This window comes from Devosia nitrariae (assembly GCF_030160115.1).
GTDB classification, from domain to species: domain Bacteria; phylum Pseudomonadota; class Alphaproteobacteria; order Rhizobiales; family Devosiaceae; genus Devosia; species Devosia nitrariae.
Genome location: NZ_BSNS01000009.1, coordinates 1 through 23,268, shown reverse-complemented (window position 1 = coordinate 23,268; position 23,268 = coordinate 1). Strand labels below are relative to the sequence as shown.

Genomic DNA, 23,268 nt, shown 5'->3' with positions numbered 1-23,268 from the left:
GGGAGAGGTCGCCGCGCAGCGGCGGGTGAGGGGACCTTTGCAGCGCTCACGTTCACTCCACAATCTCCGCCGTCTCGATCACGGCGTGGAACAGCACATCCGCCCCCGCCGCCGCCCATTCCCTGGAGATCTCCTCGGCCTCGTTGTGGGAGAGGCCGTCGACGCAGGGGCACATGACCATGGTGGCCGGCGCGACTTTTGCGGCCCAGCAGGCGTCGTGGCCGGCGCCCGAGACGATATCCATGTGAGTGTAGCCCAAGTCCTCGGCGGCCTTGCGCACGCGCTCGACCAGCGTCGGATCGAAGGTGACCGGATCAAAATGGCCGACCGCCTCGACGGCGCAGTCGACGCCGAGCGCGCCGGCGATGGTCTTGGCCTCGGCCTCGATACGAACGCGCATGGCGTCGAGCTTTGCCCGGTCGGGTGAACGCAGGTCGACGGTGAAGACCACAGTGCCGGGCAGGACATTGCGCGAATTGGGGGAGAACTTGACCTGGCCGACGCCGGCGACGGCGCCCGGTTGATTGTCCATGGCGACTGTCTGCACCATCTCGAAGACGCGGGCCATGGCGAGCCCGGCATTGACGCGCATGGCCATCGGCGTCGAGCCGGTATGGGCTTCCTTGCCGGTGAGGGTAAACTCCAGCCACCAGAGCCCTTGGCCGTGGGTGACGACGCCGATCTGCTTGTTCTCGGCCTCGAGGATGGGGCCCTGCTCGATATGGTACTCGAAATAGGCGTGCATCGGGCGCGCGCCGACCTCCTCGTCACCGACCCAGCCGATGCGCTCGAGTTCCTCACCGAACGTCTTGCCGTCAAAGTCCTTGCGGGCATAGGCATAGTCCAGGGTATGGACACCGGCAAAAACGCCAGAAGCGAGCATCGCCGGAGCGAAGCGCGCGCCTTCCTCATTGGTCCAGTTGGTGACGACGATCGGGTGCCTGGTCTTGATTCCAAGGTCGTTCATCGAGCGGACGATCTCGAGCCCGGAGAGCACGCCCAGGACCCCGTCATACTTGCCGCCGGTCGGCTGCGTGTCGAGGTGGCTGCCGACATAGACCGGCAGCGCATCGAGATCGGTACCGGGCCGTGTCATGAACATCGTGCCCATCTTGTCGACGCCCATGGAGAGGCCCGCGTCGTCGCACCAGCGCTGGAACAGCGCACGTCCCTCTTTGTCGGCATCGGTCAGCGTCTGCCGGTTGTTGCCGCCGGCAATGCCCGGGCCGATACGGGCCATTTCCATGATGCTGTCCCAGAGGCGGTCGCCGTTGATGCGAAGGTTTTCTCCCGGGGCGGTCATGGACTCACTCGTCGCTTGCAGGTTGAGATTGGTTGGCTTGGCGGATCTGCTCCAGAACGAATGCCGTGTTCTGGAGGATATCGGTATTCCAGAAACGCAGGACGCTATATCCGGCGGCCCTGATGGCCGCGTCGCGCCGCAAGTCGTATGCGGAGTCGGAATGCTGCCCACCATCGGCTTCGATGATCAACATCGCTTCTCGGCAGGCGAAGTCGGCGTAGTAGTAGCCGGCCACAGGCAGCTGGCGCACGAACTTCAGGCCGTCCAATCGGCGATCGCGCAGGTGGTACCAGAGGCGGTTCTCGGCATCCGTCTTCACTGAACGCAGGGCGCGCGCCCGAGAAACCTGAGCGGGTTGCGCCTTCCGGCCCCTCACCCGCCGCTTCGCGTCGGCCTCTCCCCGGAGGGGCGAGGCGATTGGCTCCGCTGGCCCTGGAGTTTCAGTGGGTCCACTGGCGCTTCCCCCAGCGTCCCCTCGCCCCTCTGGGGAGAGGGTTAGGGTGAGGGGACCGGCGCCGATTCGAGCACTGAGCATCGGACTACTTCAAGCTCGGGAAGGTGAACTGAGCGCCTTCCTTGATGCCGGCCGGCCAGCGCGTCGTCACGGTCTTCAACCGAGTGTAAAAGTGCACGCCCTCGGGCCCGTAGATCGAGTGGTCGCCAAAGAGCGAGCGCTTCCAGCCGCCGAAGGAGTGGTAGGCAACCGGCACCGGGATCGGCACATTGATGCCGACCATGCCGACTTCGATCTTGTCGGCGAATTCTCGCGCCGCGTCGCCGTCGCGGGTGAAGATCGCCGTGCCGTTGGCGTATTCGTGGCCGTGGATGAGGTCGACGGCATCGGCATAATCGCGGGCGCGGACGACCGAAAGCACAGGCCCGAAGATCTCGTCCCTGTAGATCGCCATGTCGCGGGTGACGCGATCGAAAAGCGTGCCGCCGACGAAGAAGCCGTCCTCGTAGCCCTGGAGGGAGAAGCCGCGTCCGTCGACGACGAGCTCGGCGCCTGCCTCGACACCCTTGTCGATATAGGAGAGGATCTTGTCGCGGTGCTGACGGGTGACGACCGGCCCCATCTCGGCGTCCTTGTCGGTCGCCGGGCCGATCTTCAGTTTTTCGACACGCGGTTTCAGCTTGTCGATCAGCGCATCGGCCGTCGCTTCGCCGACGGGGACGGCGACCGAAATGGCCATGCAGCGCTCGCCGGCCGAACCGTAACCGGCGCCCATCAGCGCGTCGGCCGCCTGATCGAGGTCGGCGTCGGGCAGGATCACCATGTGGTTCTTGGCCCCGCCCAGCGCCTGCACGCGTTTGCCGGCCCTGGTGCCGCGCTGATAGACATATTCGGCGATCGGCGTCGAGCCGACGAAGGAGACCGCCTTGATGTCGGGATGGTCGAGTATGGCGTCGACCATTTCCTTGTCGCCATGGACGACGTTGAAGACACCTTCGGGGAGTCCGGCTTCCATGAAGAGGTTCCAGGCGAGCAGGGAGGCCGACGGGTCGCGCTCGGAGGGCTTCAATATGAAGGTGTTCCCGCAGGCGATGGCCAGCGGATACATCCACATGGGCACCATGGCCGGGAAGTTGAACGGCGTGATGCCGGCGACGACCCCGAGCGGTTGGCGATCCGAATAGGAATCGATGTTCGGTCCGACATTGCGGGAGAACTCGCCCTTGAGGAGTTGCGGGACTCCGCAGGCGAAATCGACGCAGTCGATGCCGCGGGCGACCTCGCCCAAGGCATCGTCATGCACCTTGCCGTGCTCGGAGGAGATAATGCGCGCCAGATCGTCCGCGTGCGCGTCGAGCAGTTGCTTGAAGCGGAACATGATCCGCGACCGCTTCATCGGCGGCATGTTGGCCCAGGCCGGCAGGGCATTCTTGGCCGCGTCAACGGCTGCGTTCAGCTCGTCGGTCGTCGAGAGCGGAAGTTCGGCGGTCTGTTCGCCGGTCGCTGGATTGAAGACCGGGCTGCGGCGCGGCGAGGACGAGACATAGCGCTTGCCGGCAACGGCGTTTTCGATGGTTTGCATCAATCGACCTCCCTCAGGACCTGCCTTATGCCGTCGACGAGTTCGTCGATATGGTGCTTCTCGACGATCAGCGGCGGCGAGAGGGCGATGATATCGCCGGTCGTGCGGATGAGGTACCCCGCCTCGTAGGCTTTGACGAACGCCGAGAAGGCGCGCTTGGTCGGCTGCCCGGCAATGGGCTCGAGCTCGATGGCTCCCACCAACCCGATATTCCTGACGTCAATGACGTGCGGTTCGCCCTTCAACGAATGCAGCGCGTCGCCCCAGTAAGGCCCGAGCTCGGTTCCGCGTTGGAGAAGCCCTTCTTCCTTGTAGGTCTCAAGTGTCGCAATACCGGCGGCCGAAGCGATCGGGTTGCCCGAATAGGTGTAGCCGTGGAAGAATTCGATGAGGTGTTCGGGGCCGGTCATGAAGGCGTCGTGGACATCGGCCGAGACCAGCACGGCGCCCATAGGGATGACGCCGTTGGTCAAGCCCTTGGCGGTCACCATGATGTCCGGCGTGATGCCGAAGTAGTCGGCGGCAAAGGGCGTGCCGAGGCGTCCGAAGCCGGTGATCACCTCATCGAAGATCAGCAAGATCCCGTGCTTCCTGGTGATGTCGCGCAGCTTTTGCAGATAGCCCTTGGGTGGAACGAGAACGCCGGTCGATCCCGCGACCGGCTCGACGATCACCGCCGCGATGGTCGAGGGATCATGGAGCGTTACGATCCGTTCGAGCTCGTCGGCAAGTTCGGCCCCGTGCTCGGGTTCACCGCGGGTAAAGGCGTTCCTGGCAAGATCATGCGTGTGCGGCAGGTGATCGACGCCGGTCAGAAGCGTCCCGAACATCTTGCGGTTGGAGACGATCCCGCCGACGGAGATGCCGCCGAAATTGACCCCGTGATAGCCGCGCTCGCGCCCGATGAGGCGAAAGCGGCTGCCGTCGCCCTTTATCCGGTGATAGGCAAGCGCGACCTTGAGGGCGGTCTCGACCGACTCGGAGCCCGAATTGGTAAACAGCACGTGGTCGAGCCCGTCGGGCGCGAGTTCGACCAGGCGGTTGGCGAGCTCGAAGGCCTTGGGATGCCCCATCTGGAAGGCGGGCGCGTAGTCGAGCTCGGCAGCCTGGCGCTGGATCGCCTCGGTGATCTTGGGACGGCAGTGGCCGGCATTGACGCACCAGAGCCCCGCCGTGCCGTCGAGCACCTGCCGCCCGTCGGCGGTCGTATAGTGCATGTCCTTGGCTGCCACGAACATGCGGGGATTTTTCTTGAACTGGCGGTTGGCCGTGAACGGCATCCAGAATGCGGACAGGTTATTAGGAACCGCATATGCATCCATGTATCGACGCCCCTTAAAACTTATTTTCTGACTTCTTGGTTCAAGTTTATTAGCTCTTGACGCGGGAGCGTGTTACCAAGAATTTTGACCAGTTGGAAAAAGGTTAGCACTCCCATTGTTTCTCGCAAGGCGAAAATGCCGCCGATCAAGATGAAAAATGGCAAGGCGGCGACGCTGCCCAAGCACGCCGCGGCGGAGGGGGCGAAGCCCGCCAGCAAGCCTGCAAAAGGGAGGACCGCAAAGCCGCGGCCCCTCACCCGCATCCAGCGCGAGAAGCAGGACATCATCCTCGAGGCGGCGCTGGACGTCTTCTCGGTCTACGGCTTTCGCGGCTCGACCATCGACCAGATCGCCGAGGTCGCCGGCATGAGCAAGCCGAACCTCCTCTATTATTTCCCGAGGAAAGAAGATATCCACCGGCGGCTGATCACCGAGCTCCTCACCACCTGGCTCGAGCCCTTGCGAGCGCTAGACGCGGACGGCGACCCGATCCCCGAGATCCGCTCCTATATCCGGCGCAAGATCGAGATGGCGCGGGACTACCCGCGCGAGAGCCGGCTATTTGCCAACGAGATGCTGCAGGGCGCTCCGCACATCATCGATATGATCGAGGTGGATCTCAAAAACCTCGTCGACGAGAAGGCCAAGGTCCTGGAAGGCTGGATGGATGCCGGCAAGATCGCCCGCACCGATCCCTATCACCTGATCTTCTCGATCTGGGCCACCACCCAGCACTATGCCGATTTCGACGTGCAGGTCCGCGCCGTGCTCGGCAAGGACCGGAACGGCGAGGGGCGCTTCGAAGACGCGGCGCGTTACCTCGAGCAGCTGTTCATGGCAGGCGTGCTGAGCCCGAGAAAGAAAGGGGCGTGAAGCCTGCCGTGGCAGGCTCCGGCCGCCTCACAGCGAGACGGCCACGGCGAGGAATCCGCCGACCAGGGCGGTATTGCTGATGAAGGCGTTGATGTGCTCGACCCGCTCGCGCCCTTGGTAGGTCCAGAATTTGTGGAAGAGCAGCGTGGCGGCAATCAGGAAGACGATAAGCCCGGCAGCCGCGTAAGCCGGCCAAAGGCCAAGGGCCAATGCGGCGCCGCACACCAGCTTCAATGCGATTCCGATGGCCAAGGCGACAGGCGGAAACGGCGCGCCGAGTGTCGTCATGACCGGCACGAGCTTGGGAAAGGATTGCGTACTGCGCACTCCGGCGACGAAGAAGGCGCCGCCCATGAGAATACGGGCGACGACGAGGATGTTGGCGGCGAGATCGGCAGGCATGACCGGCTCCGTTGATCGTGGTTCTCCTGCCTATGACGAGCGAACCGCGACGATTTCGACAGCGCCGGCTCAGGCCGCCGTCGCATGCTCGATCGGGTGCAGCGAACGCGAGCTCACCACCAGCCTGTTCCACACATTGATGGTGGCGACGGCTACCGAGATACGGGTGATCTCGGCCTCGTCGAAGAACCGCCTCATGGCGTCGAAATCCTTGTCGGGTGCGCGCGACTGGGCAATGAAGGTCAGGGCGTCGGTCCAGGCGAGCACCGCGCGTTCCTTCTCGGAAAAGAGCGGCGACTCGTCCCAGACAGCGATCATGTTGACCCACTGCTGGGTGTGTCCATCCTTCAGCGCGTCACGCCCGTGCATGTCGACGCAGTAGGCGCAGCCGTTGAGATAGGAGGCGCGCAGCTTGATGAGGTGGAGCAGATCCTTGTCCACACCACTCTGGCGCACATAGCTCTCCAGAGCAAAAACTGCCTGATAGGCATCAGGGGCGGCGGTGCGGAAATCGATGCGTGGCTGCATGGGCGTAGCTCCTTGGTGGGAAAGTCAGGTCGCTTCCTGGCGGCGTTCGTACAGACTGCGGAACGCGCAGGCGCGGTTGTTGATGGCCTGGCCGAGGGGGGTATCGGCGTCGAAGATTTCGGCTATGCGCGTCTTGCGCAGCTCGGCACGGTAAGCCTGCTCGGCCCGCAGCATTGCTGCGTTGATGGCGCAGGGGGCGCGGAACGCCTCCTGTGGCAGCGGATTGGGGCCGCGCTGGCGGATTTCGGCACAACGGAAGGCCGGCTCGGGTCCGTCTACGGCAAGGACGATGTCGAGCAAAGTGATCCTGTCGGCGCTCCGGCCCAGCCGGTAGCCACCCTTGGGACCCGGCACGGACTCGATAATCCGTGCCCGGGCGAGGGCCTGCAGGTGCTTCAGAAGATAGCTCGTCGAGACGCCATGATATTCGGCGAGCGCTTGGGCCGGCAACACACCGTCAGGCTTCAGCCCCGACAGCATCAGCACGCAATGAATGGCCTGTTCGACGCCGTCGCTGAGTTTCATGGTCAATCCATATCCTGGATATTAATTATCCAGGATTTTGGCTTTGGTCAACAGATGGCCGCACATCATCAGCGGAGGCGATAGGCGAAGTCGAGCATTGAGGAGATCCCGTCGCGGGCTTCGGTATCACTGAGGCCAAGCGTGCGGAAAAAGGCGATCAGGCGATTTATGCCGGCGGTATCGCCAGAGCCGGCGGGCGGCATCTGGCCAGCAAGCTTGGCGCAGATCATCCAGCTCATGGTGCGCCTTTCGCGTACGCGATTGGCGTGGAATGCCCGATTGCTTGCGGCCTTTTCAAACAGGCCTCCCCACGCTCGGTTGGCGAGCGAGGAGACGGCCTCGATGCGAATGAAGCTTGATCCCAGCGGCGAGCGCGCACGATTCAACAGGTGATCGATGTCGTAACCGGCGAGATCGGCGGGGCCGCGGTCGATGCCGTAGGCCGTGTGGATGAAGGCAAGGTAGGCCTTCTGGTAGCTCGAATAGCCCGACGCTACCCAGACTGACCAGGAACGGTCCTTGTCGGGGCCACCTTCGACGATGGCAGTGTTGGTCATTGCTCGCCGGCCGACTTGGCCAACGCTGCCGCTCTGACCGGTTTCGTCGTTGATGAACACCAGCCGCGGCAAGACCATGGGCGATTCCACCTGGACTTGCACCAGCGGGTTGGCGACCCAGCTTTGGATCAGGGCGAGGCGACGGCGGTCGATGATAGCGGCCAGCATCCCGGATCCTCCGGCCCAGCGTTCTTCCGCCTCACGATAGCTTTTTCCGCAGCGCCTGTAATCCACCGAAACGCTCGGTTCGCCCTGCCGGCAGAGGGCGGGAGCTTCGCTCCACATACTCCGTCAGAGAACCGAGGAGTACCCCACTCTGTTTGCGTGGATCGCCGCTTACGCGTCCAGTTCCGGGTAGTGGCGGAAGATGCCGTATTCGTTGAACGGAATGCGCCGGTCGCTGGCCAGATAAGCGGCGATGCGCGGGCGGCCGCGCACCGCTTCCCACACGGCCATCACATGGGGCAGATCATTGCGCTTGGCGTGCATCAGGCGCGGAAAAGCATAGGTGAGGCCGTCGACGAGCTGGAAGAGCGAGAGGTCGACATAGGTGAGCCCGTCGCCGACAAGGTGTTCGCTGCTTTGTGGGTTGCCTGCGAGTATCCGCTCGAACCAGTCGAGGAATCTCGGCACCCGATCTGCGCGGAACTCCCTGGCTCGACGCCTGGCCTCCGGCTTCTGGTTCTCGTAATAGCTGCCGACCCCGATGGGGTGGTGAACGTCGTGGATCTCGGCGACGAAATCGGTGACGGTCAGTTGAATTTGATGCGTCCAGAGTCTGAGATGCTCGTCGTTCGGTACCAGCCCCAGTGGTGCGCCGAGATAGTGAAGGATCAACGCCGTCTGTCCGATGATGACCTCGCCGTCGCGCAGGATCGGCGGGGCGAAGGATGGCGTGCGCGCGTCCTTCAAAACCTGGAAGATCACCCGGTCGCCGGCCTCGCGCGCCATGTCGACGTAGTCGGCGCCCGCTTCCTCGAACGCGAGGCGGACGAATTCGCCGCGCCCCTGGATGCCGGTCCAATAGAATAGTTCGTAGGCCATAGCGGGAGAATGCCCGCCGGTGGCAAGGAGTTCCGGCTGCTCAGGCCGTAGCGATCACCAGCAAGAGCCCGGCCGCCAGCGTGATGTTGACGAGGGTCAAGTAGAGGTGTGGGTCGCGCTCCTTGCCCTCGAAGAGGAAGAGGTTGTGGTAGAGGGCCGTCGCCAGCACCAGGAAGGCGATGAGCGCGAGTGCGCCCGCTACCGTCCAGAACCCCAGCACCAGCGAAAGCCCGCCGATCACCTGCACGGCAAAGCCGATGGCCACGAGCGGCAGAGGCAGGTCCCAGCCGTAATTGGTGGCATAGCCGCGCTTCTCGGCGAGGCCTTTGAAGTTGCGCGCGCCGGCGATGAGGAAAAAGAGGCCGAAGACGATGCGGCCGACGAGAATCAGTGTCGCTGACATGAAATGCCCTCCCCGCCAGGGCCAATAGCGCATCGCGATGACCGGTGCCAGCGGAGCGGCATGACGGAATCGTACCCCGATTTCTTTTTTGCACCCGGGCCGGGCGAGCTAGGCCGCGCTCCTGGCTCCAGCCGAACGTTCGGCTCGTTCGGCGAAGACAAACGCCGGACCGGGCAGCGCTTTGGCGCGATAGAGCGCCGCGTCCGCCTGCGATAGCAGCGCCTCGGCGGTCTCTGCGTGCGGCAGGGCAACCCCGATACTCACCCCGACCGACAGCTCGCTGTCCCCGAGCGCGTGCGGCCGGCAAAGCTCGATGATCGTGTCCCGGGCAAACGCCGCCAGTCGCTCCGGCTCCAGTTCCACTCGCCGGATAACGGCGAACTCGTCCCCGCCGAGGCGCGCGACGAGATCTCCCGGCGCCGCCAGCTGCGTCAGACGCATCCCGATGGAGACCAACAGCTTATCCCCGGCGGCATGGCCGAGCGTATCGTTGACGAGCTTGAATCCGTCGAGATCGAGATAGAAGAGGGCGAATGCCGCACCGTTCGAGATGTCCCGCCGCAGCGCTTCTTCGAAGGACAGGCGGTTGGCAAGTCCTGTCAGCGCATCGCGGCTCGCCAGCTCGCGCGCCATGAGCCGGTGTCGGTCGAGCTCGCTGGTGATGCGGTGGAGCCAATAGAGTATGGCGCCGATGATGACGAGAACCAGCGCCGCCAGGATGATCCGGCGTGGCGCCAGCGTCAGGAAAGTCTCGCGCCCCAACCGGTGTGGTGTCCACACGAGATGCCGTTGCGCAGCGCTCACGGCCGTCGCCGGCAGCGGCACCGACGCCTGCTCCTCGGTTGCAGCCGGCTGCGCACTCAGCCGCGCTCCCGCCAACAGGAAATCCTCTGATATCCGATTGACGTCGTCGGCACTTACCGTTCCGTCATCCGCCAGAATCTCCAAGGCCCGCTCGGCGCGTCGCGTCTCTTCGACAAGTGCTGCCCTATCGATCTGGCCCGACGCATCGAACGCTGCAACAACAAGCCCGCCCGCCAGCAGCAGAACGGCAGCCGCACCCACGGCGATCAGCCGGCGCGGGGGCCGGGGTGCATCGCCGTCGTCTGCCTGCCCGGCCCATAACTCGCCTTTGAAACTGTGCGCCATCGACCGCCCCCGCATGCGGACTACCTTAGGCGCCACCGGTTCCGCATTGGTTATCGTGGGCCGAGCAGCTCGGCCAATGGTTGATGCGAAGTAAACGTCGGGGACTCGCCCCGCCGCTCCTGCAAACAAAGGCAACCCTACTCCGCCGGCTCGGCGACCTTGGCCATCGGGTTGTTCGGGTGGGTCGTCCAATTGGCATATTCGCCGGGGACCACCTGACCGGTGCGCTGATCGACGAGACCGGGCGCGACCTCAACCATGGTGATGCAGTCGTCCACCGGACAGACGTTGACGCAAAGGTTGCAGCCGACGCATTCGTCGTCCATCACCTCGAAATGGCGCTTGCCGTCCTTGTCCTTGGTGATCGCCTGATGAGAGGTGTCCTCGCAGGCGATGTGGCAACGACCGCACTTGATGCAGAGGTCCTGGTCGATACGGGCCTTGGTCACGTAGTTGAGGTTGAGGTACTGCCAGTCGGTGACGTTGCGCACTGCCCGTCCGACGAACTCATCGACCGAGGCATAGCCCTTCTCGTCCATCCAGTTGGAGAGGCCGGTGATCATCTCCTCGACGATCTTGAAACCATAGGTCATGGCGGCGGTGCAGACCTGCACGGTGCCCGAGCCCAGGGCCATGAACTCGGCCGCATCGCGCCAGGTGGAGATGCCGCCGATGCCAGAGATCGGCAGGCCATAGGTCTCCGGATCGCGGGCGATCTCGGAGACCATCGAGAGAGCGATGGGCTTGACCGCCGGGCCGCAATAGCCGCCATGGGTGCCCTTGCCGTCGATCGAAGGCTCGGGCGAGAAGGTGTCGAGGTTGACCGCGGTGATCGAGTTGATGGTGTTGATGAGAGACACGGCATCGGTGCCGCCGGCCTTGGCGGCGCGGGCGGGTTTCCTGACGTCGGTGATATTGGGGGTCAGCTTGGTGATGACGGGCATGCGCGTATATTGCTTGCACCAGCGCACGACCATCTCGACATATTCAGGCACCTGGCCAACGGCCGAGCCCATACCGCGTTCGCTCATGCCGTGAGGGCAGCCGAAGTTGAGCTCGATTCCGTCGGCGCCGGTCTCTTCGACCAAGGGCAGGATCGCCTTCCAGCTTTCCTCCTCGCACGGCACCATGATGGACACGACGACGGCCCGGTCGGGCCACTTCATCTTGATTTCCTTGATCTCCCGCAGGTTCTGCTGCAGGGCACGATCTGTGATGAGCTCGATATTGTTGAGGCCGAGGAGCCGGCGGTCGGCGCCCCAGATGGCGCCGTAGCGTGGGCCGTTGACGTTGACGACCGGTGGCCCCTCTTCGCCGAGCGTCTTCCACACCACGCCGCCCCAACCCGCCTTGAGGGCGCGCTCGACGTTGTAGGCCTTGTCGGTCGGCGGCGCGGAGGCCAGCCAGAACGGGTTCGGTGATTTGATCCCGGCGAAGTGCGTAGTCAGGTCAGCCATGGGTCCCTCCCATCAGGCTTGTGTGAATACTCTCGGCCGCATCGCGTCCTTGAGCCACGGCCGTGACCGTCAGATCGTCACCCCCGACCACGCAGTCGCCGCCAGCCCAGATGCCTTGCCGCGAGGTGCGACCTTCGGCGTCGGTGTCGATGCGGCCACCGACGAGGGCCAGCCCCTCAGCCCAGCGCGGCTCGAAGCTCTGGCCGATGGCCTTGAACACCTGATCACAGGCGATGGTCATGGTGTGACCGAGGCCGACAAGTCTGCCGTCGACCAGTTGGGTGTACTCCAGTTCGATGCCGGCTACCTTGCCGTCCCGGGTCAGGACGCGCTTCGGCGCCAGCCAGTGGCGGATGGTAACGCCCTTGGAAGCGGCAAGATCCTGCTCGAACCCGGAGGCGTTCATCTCCTGCTTGCCACGCCGGTAGCAGATGGTCACCTCCTCGGCGCCAAGGAGCTTGGCCTGCACGGCCGCGTCGATCGCCGTCATGCCGCCGCCGATCACCACCACACGGCGGCCCACGGCGAGCGTCGAGAGATCCTCGGCCTGGCGGAGTTCGGCGATGAAGTCGACGGCATCGCGCACGCCATCGGCGTCCTCGCCCTCGGCCTTCAACGCGTTGACGCCGCCGAGCCCGATCCCAAGGAAGACCGCATCGTAGCGGGACTTGAGGTCGTCGAGCGAGACGTTCGCGCCCAGCCGCTGGCCGAGCTCGATGGTGATGCCACCGATGGCGGTGACGTATTCGACCTCGGCCTGGGCGAAGCCGTCGACGGTCTTATAGCTGGCAATGCCGTATTCGTTGAGGCCGCCGGCCTTGGGACGGGCATCGAGCACGGTGACATCATGCCCCTTGACCGCAAGGCGATGGGCGCAGGCGAGGCCGGCCGGGCCGGCACCGACCACGGCGATCCTCTTTCCCGTGGGCGCGGCGCGGGTGAAGAACTGCCTGCTCTCCTGCATTGCGATATCGGTGGCATAGCGCTGGAGCTGGCCGATCTTGACGGGCTTGCCCTCGGCCTCCTCGCGCACGCACGCTTCCTCACACAGCTGCTCGGTTGGGCACACCCGTGCGCACATGCCCCCGAGGATGTTCTGGGAGAAGATCGTTTCGGCCGCGCCCATTGGATTGTCGGTGGCGATCTGCCGGATGAACATGGCGATGTCGATCGACGTCGGACATGCGTTCATGCACGGTGCGTCATAGCAGAAATAGCAGCGATCAGCCTCGACATGGGCCTCGTGCCGATCGAGCGGCGGATGAAGGTCGGCGAAATTGGCCGCGTAATCACCCGGCTCGAGCCGTCCCGGCGCGATCCCCTCCTTCAACGCACTTCCTGCCATCGTGCCTTCCCTGCTGCTATGTTCCCCTATAAGTCAGGCTAGCGCACCATCGATTTTTTATCAATTGGTCAAATTATGGCAATGACAAGCCTGCCTTCTCGCCGCCACAATCGCGCCGCCGTGCCAGCACTCTTTTCCGTGCAACCCATGTCGGTTGCAGAAAGCCAGCCCTTAATCCCTTTCATGTTGCCCTCAGACAACAGGCGGAATGAGATTTTCCTGGTTACCGAATCCTCAAGCGATTTCGCGGAAGAATCGGCTGAAGCATAGAACGATTTCCTTCAATTGTGTCAGTACATCGCGCGCATTGCGACAAACATGATCGCAATCGTCGTGGCATAGAGGCAACAGTCAACCCTTGCGGGCTATGGCAGCATTGCTGCCCATATTCTTAACACTTGCCTTCTTTACCGAGCGCTCATCGTTAACAAGAGATGAGCAGATCCAATTTTGACCAGACGTCTTTTCGTTGCCGCCGCCGCTGCTGCGGCGGTTTTCGTGTCCGGCACGATCGCGGCGCACGCCCAATGCGGCGGCGCTTCCTGGTACGGCCCGGGGTTCAACGGCAAACGCGCCGCCTCGGGCGAAATCTTCAACGAGGACGCCATGACGGCGGCTCACAAATCCCTGCCCTTCGGCACCAAGTTGCGCGTCGTCGATCAGCGCACAGGCAATGCCATCGTCGTTACCATCAACGATCGCGGCCCGTTCGTTCGCGGGCGGATCATCGACCTTTCCAAGGCCGCTGCCACCCAGCTTGGATTTCGTAATCGCGGCACGACGCCGGTTTGCATCGAGCCGGCGTGATAAAAGCACCCTTCGAGGTGACAAATGGAAAGGCCGGGCATCATGTGCCCGGCCTTTTCTCGTCCCGGCCGAGAGCCGGTCCGATCTGCTAGAGCATTTCAGTTTCGATTGGATCGGAACGTGAGCTCTAAATCGTTGAATTGTCGCGTCTTCGAACCGCAAAAGTGGTGTCCACTTTTGCTGAAAACGCTCTAGTAATCGAACCGTTTGGCGAGGGAGAGCTTGAAGGTGCGGCCCTTGCCCGGGTCGTTCTGCAGGTATTCCTTGTACTGGGTGTCGAAGACGTTATCGATGCCGAAGTTGACGGTGGTACCCTCGAGAGGCCCCGTCTCCGGCTTCCAGGTCAGGAACACGTCGTGGACGTTGAAGGCGGCCGATACGCGGCCGCTCGTTGCGGTCTCGTCGACATCGGCCGAATCCTGCGGATCGGCAACGAACCGGGCCCGCCATCCGACGGAGAGACCGTTCTCAGGGAGCTTGCCGCCGAGCGTCAACGCCAGTTCGTCGGGCGCGACTGTATCGAGATAGTCCCCTGTCGACGTGTTCTCGCCGATGATGTGGGTGTAGCCGGCGGTGGCAAAGACATAGTCGCTGTCGTAGGCGAGTTCCATCTCGATCCCGTAGATCTGGGCCTCGTCGATGTTGACGTACTGCGAGGTGAAACCACCCGCCGCACAGGCCGCGGCGCTCGAGCACTGGCGGTCGATGAGGTTGGAGATGTCGTTATAAAAGCCTGTGGTCTTCACCTGCAGGCTGTCGCCCCCTTGCAGCAGGTCATAGCCTGAAACGGTAAAGCCCGCCTCGTAGTTCGTCGCCTGCTCTTTTTCGAGGCCGTAGCTCGGGTAAGGGGTCGAATAGATCTCGTCGAGCGTCGGCAGGCGTTCGGTATAGGCGATGGAACCGAAGACGCCGAAGGCGTCGGTGAGTTTATAGAGCGCGGCGAACTTGGGCGAGATGGCGACGTCATCCATGTCCTGCATGAGGCCCGTGCTGTCATCGGGATTGAGCCAACGCCAGTCGAAACGGATGCCGGGAATGAGCGTGAGCTTCTCATCCCAGACGAACTCGTTCTGGACGAAAGCGCCGATCTTGGTATCCGTGCCTTGGGGATGATGGGCTAAGCCGAGCGTGTTGCCCAAGACGTCGGTATACTCGGCAGAGCGGGTCTGACGCGCGAACTGTACGCCGTAGGTCAGATAGTTATCCCAGCTTTCGCCGTGCCACTCGCCGGTGTTCTCGCCGCCAATTTGCCAAGTTTGGTAGCCGTAATCGGCGTCGCAGAACGTCGTACCGCCCGGAGTGGCACAGCTGAGACCAAACATCGGGTTGCCGCTAGCGTCGGTCTGCTCGACGCTCGTATCCGAGAAGGAGGCGGATAACCTGAAGTCCAGCCAGTCATTGTCCGAGAACGGGTTCTCGTAGGAGATGATCGCCGTGCGGTCGACAACATGCCGGTCGACGGTGCCGAAGATCGATGAAGTGCCGACACGGGCGTAGTCCTGATCGTCGGCGTCCGAATCCCATTGCTGGTAGGAGAGGCGCACCACGCCCCCGTCGTCGAGCCGGGCGGTGACCTTGGCGAGGCCCGACCAGGCATCGAAATCCGAGCTCGACACGGTGTCACCGTCGCCGGTGACATAGTCGTCCGAGCGCCGATAATTGCCGGCGAGCAGTACGTCGAGGTCTCCGGTCAGGCGATGGGCGAGGATGACCGAGCCCAGGAGGCCGTCGCCATTGGAATTGTAGCCGCCCTTGACCCTCAGCGCCCCCGTCATGCCCTCGGCGATGAAATCGGACGCATCCTTGGTGACGAAATTGATCACGCCGCCGATGGCGCCTGATCCGTAGAGGGTCGAGGAGGCTGGTCCGCGCAGGAGTTCCACCTGCTTATAGAGCTCTGGGTCCGAGAAGAACCCGCCCATGCGGTACTGCTCGTAATATTTGGTCGCCCCATCGACGTTGACGATGATGCGCCCTTCCTCGTTGGCCGATTCCGGCGCGCCGATGCCGCGGATGTTGAAGGTCTGTCCGAAAACGCGCTCCGAGCCGGAAACGGAAACGCCCGGGATTGCTTCGAGCACCTCGCCCACAGTCGTTGCCTGCTCGGCGTCGATATCGTCCTGGTCGACAACCGTCACCGCCTGCGGAGTATCGATGGCCACCTTTGGCGCCCCCGCGCCAATCACCAGCCGCTCCAAAAGCGTCACATTGCCCGCATTGATATCGCTCGATTGCGCCGCGGCCCCCTGCAGCCCGACGATCGTGAGTGCCACGCTGCCCAATAGCCGCGCGGCACGCCTGCCCACCAGCCCCATTTTCCAAAGCTCCTGAATTTTCAAAGTGTCGTTGGCGCTGGCTGGCGGTGGGCTGGCTTGCGTGGATCCGGGATCAATAAACATGACATCCGAAATCACCTATTGCGCCTTCTAATTAAGATGATTATGAAAGTCAACAAATGACGTGCGCTCGTCCTTCGGGACGCCGTCATCGACAACCCTATGATGAGACAGACATTTTTGACCGACGACCAGGGTGCCGGGGACAGCCGCGGTGCTGAGACAATGAATGCGATAGAACACGCTTGCGCGGACGAACCGCGCGAAATCGACAGTGCCGGCCTGTTTGCCGGCCGCAACGAGGTGATCATCGTCCACAAGGGCGGTCGCTACCGCCTCAGGATCACCCGCCAGGACAAACTTATCCTCAACAAGTAGGGCTGCTGCCGTGACCGAGACCTTGCGAAAATCACCCGATGACATCCGCGCACTGCGCGAAAAACACAAGCAAATGCGCGAGCGCGACTTCGCCCGCATCCATGGCATTTCCGAAGCCGAGCTCGCCAGCGCCCATATCGGGCACGGCGTCATTCGCCTCAACGCCGATGTCGAGGTGCTGCTCAACGGCCTGACCGCCCTCGGGGAAATCATGGCATTGACCCGCAACGAAAGCGCCGTGCACGAGAAGATCGGTCCGGTCGAGAAGGTCGTCGTCGGCCCGAATGCCTCCATGGTGCTCGGCAGCCAGATCGACCTGCGCATCTTCCCCGGCAAGTGGGCCTTCGGCTTTGCCGTCGAGAAGGCGGGCGAGAACGGTGAAGTGCGCCGTTCGCTGCAGTTCTTCGACCGGCAGGGCAACGCCGTATTCAAGATCCATGCCCGGCCCGCTACCGACCTCGAGGCCTGGGCGGTCCTCACCGTCAACCTGACGGCGAAGGACCAGTCGCCGGCCCTCGACATCCGTCCGGCCCTACCCATCGAGCGCCGCACGCCCGCCTCGGCGGCGGAACTGCGCGAGCGCTGGAGCGCGCTGACCGATACGCACCAGTTCTTCGGCATGCTTAGGGATCTCAACCTCGACCGGCTCGACGCGCTCAAAATGGCCGGCGAGGACTACGCCTGGCCGCTGGAGGAGGCAGCCGTGCCCGCACTCTTTACGGCCGCGGCCAAGGCGCAACTGCCGATCATGGTGTTCGTCGGCAATGGCGGCTGCATTCAGATCCATTCGGGCCCAGTCGAGACCATCACTCCGATGGGTCCTTGGCTCAACGTGATGGATCCGACCTTCCACCTGCACCTGCGGCTCGATCAGATTGCCGAAGTCTGGGCAGTGAGGAAGCCGACCAAGGACGGCCACGTCTCCTCGGTCGAGGTTTATGGCGCGGACGGAAACCTCATCATCCAGTTCTTCGGCAAGCGCAAGGAAGGCGTCGACGAGCGCGCCGAGTGGCGCGTGATCGTCGAAACGCTGCCCACCGCCCAACGCAATCGTGCCGCCTGAGGAGCCGCCATGCACGCGACCGTTTCAACTCTCAGGGCAGCGCTTGTTGCCGCTGCTCTCTCGGCAGCGGGCGCGGCGAACGCCGTGGCGCTCGAGCCGTTCGTGGACACCTCGCGCGTCGTTTCCATAGGCGGGTCGCTGACCGAGATCATCTATGCGCTCGGCGAAGAGGATCGGCTGGTCGCGCGCGACCAGACCGCTGTCTATCCGCCAGAGGTGCAAGAGCTGCCCGACGTCGGCTATATGCGGGCGCTCGCACCGGAAGGCGTGCTCTCGGTCAGCCCGACGGCGCTCCTCGTCATCGAAGGCAGCGGACCGCCCGAGGCGCTCGACGTCCTCTCGCAGGCCGGCGTCGACTACCGGACCGTGCCGGAAAGCTATTCGCACGAGGGAATCCTTGCCAAGGTGCGGGCCGTCGGCGAGGCGCTCGATGTCGAAGACAAGGCCGAGACGCTTATTGTCCAGCTCGACGCGGCGCTGACCGCCGCCGAAGAGCGGACCGCCAGGATCGCCGAGCCTAAGCGCGTGCTCTTCATCCTCTCGATGCAGGGCGGCAAGATCAACGCCTCAGGCACCGGCACGGCGGCCAACGGCATCCTCGAACTGGCCGGCGCCGTCAACGCGATCGAGGACTACGCGGGCTATAAGGCCCTGACCGAAGAGGCGATCATCGAAGCAGCGCCGGACGTCATCCTGATGATGGATCGCGGGGGCGACCATGACGCGACCGCCGATGAGCTCTTCGCCCATCCCGCCATAGCCCTGACCCCCGCCGGCAAAAATCATGCGGTGATCAAGATGGACGGGGCGTATCTCCTCGGCTTCGGGCCGCGCACGGCCGAAGCGGTGACCGACCTCGCCGAAGCGCTCTATCCGGACCTCTAGAGATGGCACAGGCGAGCCTGATCACACAGGGCATTCTCGAACGCGGCCGTCCCGAAGGCGACCGCACGGGTCTCGGGCAGCTCGCTGTTTTCCTGCTAGCGCTGCTGCTGGCTATCGTCATGGTCGTTTCGATGACGACCGGCGCCTCGGGCGCCTCGGCCTGGCGCGTGCTTGCGCACGCTTTCGGGTTCGTTCCGCTCGAAGGAACCGAGGCGGTGCGCGACCAGGTGGTCGTCCTCAACATCCGCCTGCCGCGCATGATCCTCGGCGTGCTTATCGGAGCGGGGCTTGCCGTCTCGGGTCTCGTCATGCAAGGGCTCTTCCGCAACCCGCTGGCCGACCCCGGGCTCGTCGGCGTCTCCTCGGGCGCTGGGCTCGGCGCGGTCGGCATCATCGTCCTCGGCACCACGATGCTGGCGCCGCTGACCGCCCTTCTCGGCATCTACGCCCTGCAGATCGCATCGTTCATCGGCGGGCTGATCACAACGTTCATCCTGTATCGGGTGGCGACGCGCAGCGGCCAGACGGCGATCGCCACGATGCTGCTGGCCGGCATCGCCATCGGCGCGCTCGCCGGCGCCGTCACCGGTGTCCTCGTCTATATGGCCGACGACAACCAATTGCGGGACCTGACCTTCTGGGGGCTGGGCTCGCTCTCGGGGTCCAATTGGACCAAAGTCATGTCCTCGGGCCCGATCATCCTTGCCGCGCTCATCGGCGCGGGGTTCCTGGCCAAGGGCCTCAACGCCATGACGCTGGGCGAGGCGACCGCGGCGCATCTCGGCCTTTCGGTGCAGCCGTTCAAGCGCTGGGCGATCGTGATCGTTGCGGCAGCGACGGGCGCCTCGGTTGCGGTCAGCGGCGGCATCGGGTTCGTCGGCATCGTCGTGCCTCACCTCCTGCGTCTCGTCATCGGGCCGGACCACCGCTACCTGCTGCCGGCATCGGCCTTGCTCGGTGCGTCGTTCCTGCTGCTCGCCGATGCCGTCAGCCGCACCATCGTTGCGCCGGCGGAGCTGCCTATCGGCATCGTCACCGCGTTCGTTGGCGGCCCGTTCTTCCTCTGGATCCTGCTGCGCCGCCGCAGCCAGCTTGCCTGGTGAAGCCATGATCGAAGCAACGAACATCACCGTTTCCATCGGCGGCCGCCCAATCCTCGACGCGGTCGACTTTCGCGCCCGACACGCGGAGATCACCGCCATCGTCGGCCCCAACGGCTCGGGCAAGACAACGCTGCTCAAGACCCTTTGCGGCGACTATCCCTATGCCGGCAAAGCTGTCCTCGACGGGCACGACGTCCGGCGCCTGCCGCCACCAAAGTCCGCGGCCCTGCGCGCCGTGCTGCCGCAATCGACGACGCTCTCCTTTCCGTTCACCGTGCGCGAGGTGGTGGCACTCGGGCTGACCGCCGGCCGCCCGGGTGTGCCGATCGGCCAGTTGAGGCGCCTGCCCGAAGACGCGCTGGCGCGGGTGGACCTCTCAGGCTTTGCCGGCCGTTTCTATAATGAGCTCTCGGGCGGCGAGCAGCAGCGGGTACAGCTTGCGCGCGTCCTCTGCCAGGTCTGGCTGCCCGTTCTCGAGGGCGTGCCGCGCTTTCTCTTCCTCGACGAACCGGTCTCGAGCCTCGATATCCAGCACCAGCTCCTGATCATGGATGTCGCGCGGCAGTTTGCCGAAGCGGGCGGCGGGGTCGTCGCCATCCTCCACGACCTCAACCTTGCCGCCATGTATGCCGACAGCCTTCTCGCGCTCAAGACCGGACGCGTTGCCGCCTCCGGTCCGCCGGCGTCAGTGCTCACCGACACGCTCATCGAAACGGTGTTCGACTGCCCGATCAGGGTGGGCGTTGCGCCGCAAACGCCGTTCGTGCTGCCGCAGTCGCGCGAGAAAGCGGCCGGACGCACCACCATGACAAAGGTTGCCTGATGACGTCCCGACTGTTTCCCGCCGCGTTGGCCCTGTTTCTTGTCCTGCCCGCCGCGGCACAGGAGGCCGCGCCGGCCGCAGGCCTCGCGCTCGAGCTCAATGCTCTCCAGCAGGGTGAGAGTGGCTGCCGGGTGACCTTCCTTGCCACCAACAGACTGGGTGCGCTGCTCGAGCGCGCCGGTGTCGAGGTCGCGCTGTTCGACACCTCCGGCGCGATCGAGCGCATCGTCAATCTCGACTTCAAGGCGTTGAGCGAGAACAAGACCAAAGTGCTGCAGTTCGAACTCGCCGGGCTTGACTGCGGCGATCTCGGCCGGGTGCTCGTCAACGACATCCCCGCCTGCGAGGGGCCGGGACTCGATGCCGGCGCCTGTCTTGCCGGGCTTTCGACCTCCGCACGTCCCGACATCGAATTCGGTACTTAGGTGATCAGCATGTTCGATCGCGTTCCTTTATCGACCGTCGGTTTGGCACGAGACCGAACCACCCACCGGGTCATCCCCGCGAACGCGGGGACCTCTGTTTTAATTGAAGTTCTGCCAACAGAGGTTCCCGCTTTCGCGGGAATGACCCGGTGTGAATGGGACACGCGAGGACCCTCTCACGGTTCGCAACCGAGTTTAGGAGGCACCGATGGAAATGGCTGCTGCCGCGCATGAACTCTCGCTCGTCGGCCTCTTCCTTCAGGCCGACTGGGTGGTCAAGAGCGTGATGATCGGGCTCGTTCTCGCTTCGGTCTGGTGCTGGGCGATCATCGCCAACCGGGTCGCCGCCTTCGCGCGCACGCGCCGGGCCATGGCCGCCTTCGACAACGCCTTCGCCTCGGGCCGGCCGCTTGCCGAGCTGCGGCGCGACTACCAGGGAAAGCAAGCGAGCGCGCTCGCAGCCGTGTTCATCGCCGGCATGGACGAGTGGGACAAAAGCCATGCGGCGGACGCCGCCCGGGCCGGCGGATTGCAGAGCCGGCTGGAGATCGTGCTCGACCTCGCGGTTGCCGAGGAGAGCGCCGAGCTCGAAAAGCGGCTCGGGTTCCTGGCCACCATCGGCAGCGCCGGGCCGTTTGTCGGTCTTTTCGGCACGGTCTGGGGGATCATGAACGCGTTCACCGCCATCGCGGCGGCCGAAAACACGAGCCTTGCGGTTGTCGCGCCAGGGATTGCCGAGGCGCTGTTCGCCACCGCTCTCGGGCTGCTTGCCGCCATTCCCGCGGTCATTGCCTACAACCAGCTCTCGGCCGACGCCGGCAAGCTGACGGCCCGTCTCGAAGGCTTTGCCGACCGGCTGACGGCGCTGTTGTCGCGCCAGCTCGACGCCGGCAGGGCGCTCTGATGGGCATAGCCGTTTCCGGTAGCGGGCGGCGCGGGCGCAAAAGCCAGCCGATCGCCGAGATCAACGTCACCCCGATGGTCGACGTGATGCTGGTGCTGCTCATCATCTTCATGGTGGCAGCGCCGCTGATGACTGTCGGTGTGCCCATCGACCTGCCGGAAACGCAGGCCCGGGCGCTCGAACCGCAAGCCCGGCCCGTGACGGTCACCGTCGAGGCGGATGGCGCCATCTCGATCGACGGGGAACCTGTCTCCTATGAGGCGATGGTGGCGACCGTCGAGGCGCTGGTTGCCGATGGCGCCGACGACCGGCTCTATATCCGCGCCGATGCGGCCGCCGGCTACGGCACCGTCATGCGGGTGATGGGTGCGCTCTCAGGTGCGGGCTTCGACAAGATCGGGCTGATCACCGTTGCCCAGGGAATCCCCTGAGATGCACCGGGCGCTCTCCGGCTCGCTTCTCGCACATGCTGCCATTGTCGGTGTTGCCTTCGCCGGTTTCCGATGGCCGGAGGCGGAGGATGCGCCGGTGCCCGGATCGGTCGACGTCGAGCTCGTTTCGCTTGCGAGCGTTTCCAGCAACACGACGAGCACCATCGAAAGCAGCGCGGCACAATCCCTGGTTTCGGCAGGCGCCGCCGAAAGCCAGCCGCTCACGGCCGAAACGCTCGAGCCGGTCGAGCCGACCGAGCAGCCGGTCCTGCCACCGCCTGTCGAAACGTTCGAAGCTGAGGCGCTGGAGGCGCGACCGCCGCAGGAGATCCGCGCGACACAAACCACACACGTGGCCGAACCGGTCGAAGCCGAAACCATCGAACCAACAGTAAGCCCCGACACCCCGCTGGTTGCGACGGCACGGCACGCGCCGGTCGAAGTGCTCGTCCCGGCAGTCGCGCCGCAAGAGCCCGTGCCGGAAACGATCGAGCCTGTCTCCGAGGAGGACGTCGTGATTGCGCCCGTGCCGCAGACGCTGACCATTGCCCGGCGGAGCGATCCGACCTACCCGCCACCACAACCGCGCCGCGAGGCCACATCACCGCAGCAAGAGCCGCGCCGGGATCCACCCACGCAGGCGGGCAATGGCGGGCAAAGCAATGCCGATGTCATTGCCAGCCGCGCGAATGCCGGCCAGCAGGGCGATTCCGGCGCTGGAGGAAACGCCGAAGTCGCCAGGTATCCGAGCCAGATTTTGAGCAAACTGCGCCAGGCTTTGCGCTATCCGGCAGGAGCCGGAGGCGCCGCGGGCGAAGTACACGTGACTTTCACGGTCGCGGCCAGCGGCGCAGCGGGTGGCATCGGCATCGCCCGCTCCTCGGGCAACGCCGCCATCGACCAGGCGGGAATGGCGACCGTCGCGCGCGCCGCGCCGTTTCCGGCTATCCCGCCCGGAGCCGGACGCCAGTCCTGGACGTTCACCGTTCCGTTGGCGTTCGTGCGCTAGAGCCTTTCCCGTTCCGCAAAAGTGGTAGCCATCCCGGATCGTGTCCGGGACAGGCTTTTTTGCTGAAAACGCTCTAGGTCGTAGTGACAATTTAGTCTTCTAGGGATTCCCCTTGGTTGGCAAATCAGATTCAACGCTGGCTTTTGGAGGCTGGCGATGG

General features: G+C 64.2%; 25 protein-coding genes. 11 read left to right on the top strand and 14 right to left on the bottom strand.

The window, feature by feature from the left end; translation table 11 throughout:
- Nucleotides 1-52 precede the first annotated feature (52 nt).
- The 4 genes from QQK18_RS09625 to aptA are packed head-to-tail and all read right to left on the bottom strand — an operon-like array spanning nucleotide 53 to nucleotide 4,661.
- Nucleotides 53-1,303, bottom strand: a complete 1,251-nt coding sequence (locus tag QQK18_RS09625) for a Zn-dependent hydrolase (protein ID WP_284340121.1) — start codon at nucleotides 1,301-1,303, stop codon at nucleotides 53-55.
- 4 nt (nucleotides 1,304-1,307) lie between these two features.
- Nucleotides 1,308-1,838 carry an endonuclease domain-containing protein gene (locus tag QQK18_RS09620; protein ID WP_284340120.1) on the bottom strand — a complete coding sequence of 177 codons (531 nt, stop codon included), beginning with the start codon at nucleotides 1,836-1,838 and terminating at the stop codon, nucleotides 1,308-1,310.
- Nucleotides 1,839-1,842: 4 nt separating this feature from the next.
- Nucleotides 1,843-3,339 carry a CoA-acylating methylmalonate-semialdehyde dehydrogenase gene (locus tag QQK18_RS09615; protein WP_284340119.1) on the bottom strand — a complete coding sequence of 499 codons (1,497 nt, stop codon included), beginning with the start codon at nucleotides 3,337-3,339 and terminating at the stop codon, nucleotides 1,843-1,845.
- On the bottom strand, nucleotides 3,339-4,661 hold the full coding sequence (gene aptA / locus QQK18_RS09610; protein ID WP_284340118.1) for an omega-aminotransferase AptA: 1,323 nt from the start codon (nucleotides 4,659-4,661) through the stop codon (nucleotides 3,339-3,341). The genes QQK18_RS09615 and aptA overlap by 1 nt, the downstream gene beginning before the upstream one ends.
- A gap of 135 nt (nucleotides 4,662-4,796) precedes the next feature.
- On the opposite strand from aptA, the gene QQK18_RS09605 reads away from it, so the two are divergent.
- The gene (locus QQK18_RS09605; protein ID WP_284340117.1) at nucleotides 4,797-5,534 is read left to right on the top strand and encodes a TetR family transcriptional regulator C-terminal domain-containing protein; all 738 of its coding nucleotides are present in this window, start codon (nucleotides 4,797-4,799) and stop codon (nucleotides 5,532-5,534) included.
- A 27-nt stretch (nucleotides 5,535-5,561) separates the two neighbouring features.
- On the opposite strand, the gene QQK18_RS09600 is transcribed toward QQK18_RS09605, so the two are convergent.
- From QQK18_RS09600 to QQK18_RS09560, 9 genes are all read right to left on the bottom strand, one after another.
- Nucleotides 5,562-5,936 carry a DoxX family protein gene (locus QQK18_RS09600; protein WP_284340116.1) on the bottom strand — a complete coding sequence of 125 codons (375 nt, stop codon included), beginning with the start codon at nucleotides 5,934-5,936 and terminating at the stop codon, nucleotides 5,562-5,564.
- Between the two features lie 69 nt (nucleotides 5,937-6,005).
- A complete protein-coding gene (locus tag QQK18_RS09595; RefSeq protein ID WP_284340115.1) occupies nucleotides 6,006-6,464 on the bottom strand; it encodes a carboxymuconolactone decarboxylase family protein in 459 nt (152 codons plus the stop codon).
- Nucleotides 6,465-6,488: 24 nt separating this feature from the next.
- Entirely contained in the window at nucleotides 6,489-6,989 is a 501-nt protein-coding gene (locus QQK18_RS09590; protein WP_284340114.1) for an RrF2 family transcriptional regulator, read from the bottom strand.
- 68 nt (nucleotides 6,990-7,057) lie between these two features.
- Nucleotides 7,058-7,714 (bottom strand): hypothetical protein, encoded by a 657-nt coding sequence (locus QQK18_RS09585; RefSeq protein ID WP_284340113.1) that lies wholly within the window; start codon nucleotides 7,712-7,714, stop codon nucleotides 7,058-7,060.
- Nucleotides 7,715-7,882: 168 nt separating this feature from the next.
- A complete protein-coding gene (locus QQK18_RS09580; RefSeq protein ID WP_284340112.1) occupies nucleotides 7,883-8,590 on the bottom strand; it encodes a glutathione S-transferase in 708 nt (235 codons plus the stop codon).
- 40 nt (nucleotides 8,591-8,630) lie between these two features.
- Entirely contained in the window at nucleotides 8,631-8,993 is a 363-nt protein-coding gene (locus QQK18_RS09575) for a DoxX family protein (RefSeq protein ID WP_284340111.1), read from the bottom strand.
- A gap of 108 nt (nucleotides 8,994-9,101) precedes the next feature.
- Nucleotides 9,102-10,142: a GGDEF domain-containing protein gene (locus QQK18_RS09570; RefSeq protein ID WP_284340110.1), complete on the bottom strand. Its 1,041-nt coding sequence runs from the start codon at nucleotides 10,140-10,142 to the stop codon at nucleotides 9,102-9,104.
- 137 nt (nucleotides 10,143-10,279) lie between these two features.
- The gene (preA, locus tag QQK18_RS09565; RefSeq protein WP_284340109.1) at nucleotides 10,280-11,599 is read right to left on the bottom strand and encodes an NAD-dependent dihydropyrimidine dehydrogenase subunit PreA; all 1,320 of its coding nucleotides are present in this window, start codon (nucleotides 11,597-11,599) and stop codon (nucleotides 10,280-10,282) included.
- On the bottom strand, nucleotides 11,592-12,944 hold the full coding sequence (locus QQK18_RS09560; protein WP_284340108.1) for an NAD(P)-dependent oxidoreductase: 1,353 nt from the start codon (nucleotides 12,942-12,944) through the stop codon (nucleotides 11,592-11,594). Before QQK18_RS09560 ends, preA begins: the two co-directional genes overlap by 8 nt.
- A 450-nt stretch (nucleotides 12,945-13,394) precedes the next feature.
- Here QQK18_RS09560 and QQK18_RS09555 point away from each other — a divergent pair, with 450 nt between their 5' ends.
- The gene (locus QQK18_RS09555; protein WP_284340107.1) at nucleotides 13,395-13,751 is read left to right on the top strand and encodes a septal ring lytic transglycosylase RlpA family protein; all 357 of its coding nucleotides are present in this window, start codon (nucleotides 13,395-13,397) and stop codon (nucleotides 13,749-13,751) included.
- A 191-nt stretch (nucleotides 13,752-13,942) separates the two neighbouring features.
- On the opposite strand, the gene QQK18_RS09550 is transcribed toward QQK18_RS09555, so the two are convergent.
- Nucleotides 13,943-16,066, bottom strand: a complete 2,124-nt coding sequence (locus QQK18_RS09550; RefSeq protein WP_284340106.1) for a TonB-dependent hemoglobin/transferrin/lactoferrin family receptor — start codon at nucleotides 16,064-16,066, stop codon at nucleotides 13,943-13,945.
- Nucleotides 16,067-16,312: 246 nt separating this feature from the next.
- On the opposite strand from QQK18_RS09550, the gene hemP reads away from it, so the two are divergent.
- The 9 genes from hemP (at nucleotide 16,313) to QQK18_RS09505 (ending at nucleotide 23,108) form a co-directional block, all read left to right on the top strand.
- Nucleotides 16,313-16,465 (top strand): hemin uptake protein HemP, encoded by a 153-nt coding sequence (hemP, locus tag QQK18_RS09545; protein ID WP_284340105.1) that lies wholly within the window; start codon nucleotides 16,313-16,315, stop codon nucleotides 16,463-16,465.
- Between the two features lie 10 nt (nucleotides 16,466-16,475).
- The gene (locus QQK18_RS09540; RefSeq protein WP_284340104.1) at nucleotides 16,476-17,528 is read left to right on the top strand and encodes a hemin-degrading factor; all 1,053 of its coding nucleotides are present in this window, start codon (nucleotides 16,476-16,478) and stop codon (nucleotides 17,526-17,528) included.
- 9 nt (nucleotides 17,529-17,537) lie between these two features.
- Nucleotides 17,538-18,413, top strand: coding sequence for a heme/hemin ABC transporter substrate-binding protein (locus QQK18_RS09535; RefSeq protein ID WP_284340103.1), 876 nt, complete (start codon nucleotides 17,538-17,540; stop codon nucleotides 18,411-18,413).
- Between the two features lie 2 nt (nucleotides 18,414-18,415).
- Nucleotides 18,416-19,516: a FecCD family ABC transporter permease gene (locus QQK18_RS09530; RefSeq protein WP_284340102.1), complete on the top strand. Its 1,101-nt coding sequence runs from the start codon at nucleotides 18,416-18,418 to the stop codon at nucleotides 19,514-19,516.
- Between the two features lie 4 nt (nucleotides 19,517-19,520).
- Nucleotides 19,521-20,339, top strand: a complete 819-nt coding sequence (locus QQK18_RS09525; protein ID WP_284340101.1) for a heme ABC transporter ATP-binding protein — start codon at nucleotides 19,521-19,523, stop codon at nucleotides 20,337-20,339.
- Nucleotides 20,339-20,764 carry a hypothetical protein gene (locus QQK18_RS09520; RefSeq protein ID WP_284340100.1) on the top strand — a complete coding sequence of 142 codons (426 nt, stop codon included), beginning with the start codon at nucleotides 20,339-20,341 and terminating at the stop codon, nucleotides 20,762-20,764. The genes QQK18_RS09525 and QQK18_RS09520 overlap by 1 nt, the downstream gene beginning before the upstream one ends.
- A gap of 208 nt (nucleotides 20,765-20,972) precedes the next feature.
- A complete protein-coding gene (gene tolQ / locus QQK18_RS09515) occupies nucleotides 20,973-21,668 on the top strand; it encodes a protein TolQ (RefSeq protein WP_284340099.1) in 696 nt (231 codons plus the stop codon).
- Nucleotides 21,668-22,099: an ExbD/TolR family protein gene (locus QQK18_RS09510; protein ID WP_284340098.1), complete on the top strand. Its 432-nt coding sequence runs from the start codon at nucleotides 21,668-21,670 to the stop codon at nucleotides 22,097-22,099. Before tolQ ends, QQK18_RS09510 begins: the two co-directional genes overlap by 1 nt.
- A gap of 1 nt (nucleotide 22,100) precedes the next feature.
- Complete coding sequence (locus QQK18_RS09505) at nucleotides 22,101-23,108, top strand: energy transducer TonB family protein (protein WP_284340097.1); 1,008 nt, start codon at nucleotides 22,101-22,103, stop codon at nucleotides 23,106-23,108.
- Nucleotides 23,109-23,268: the final 160 nt, after the last annotated feature.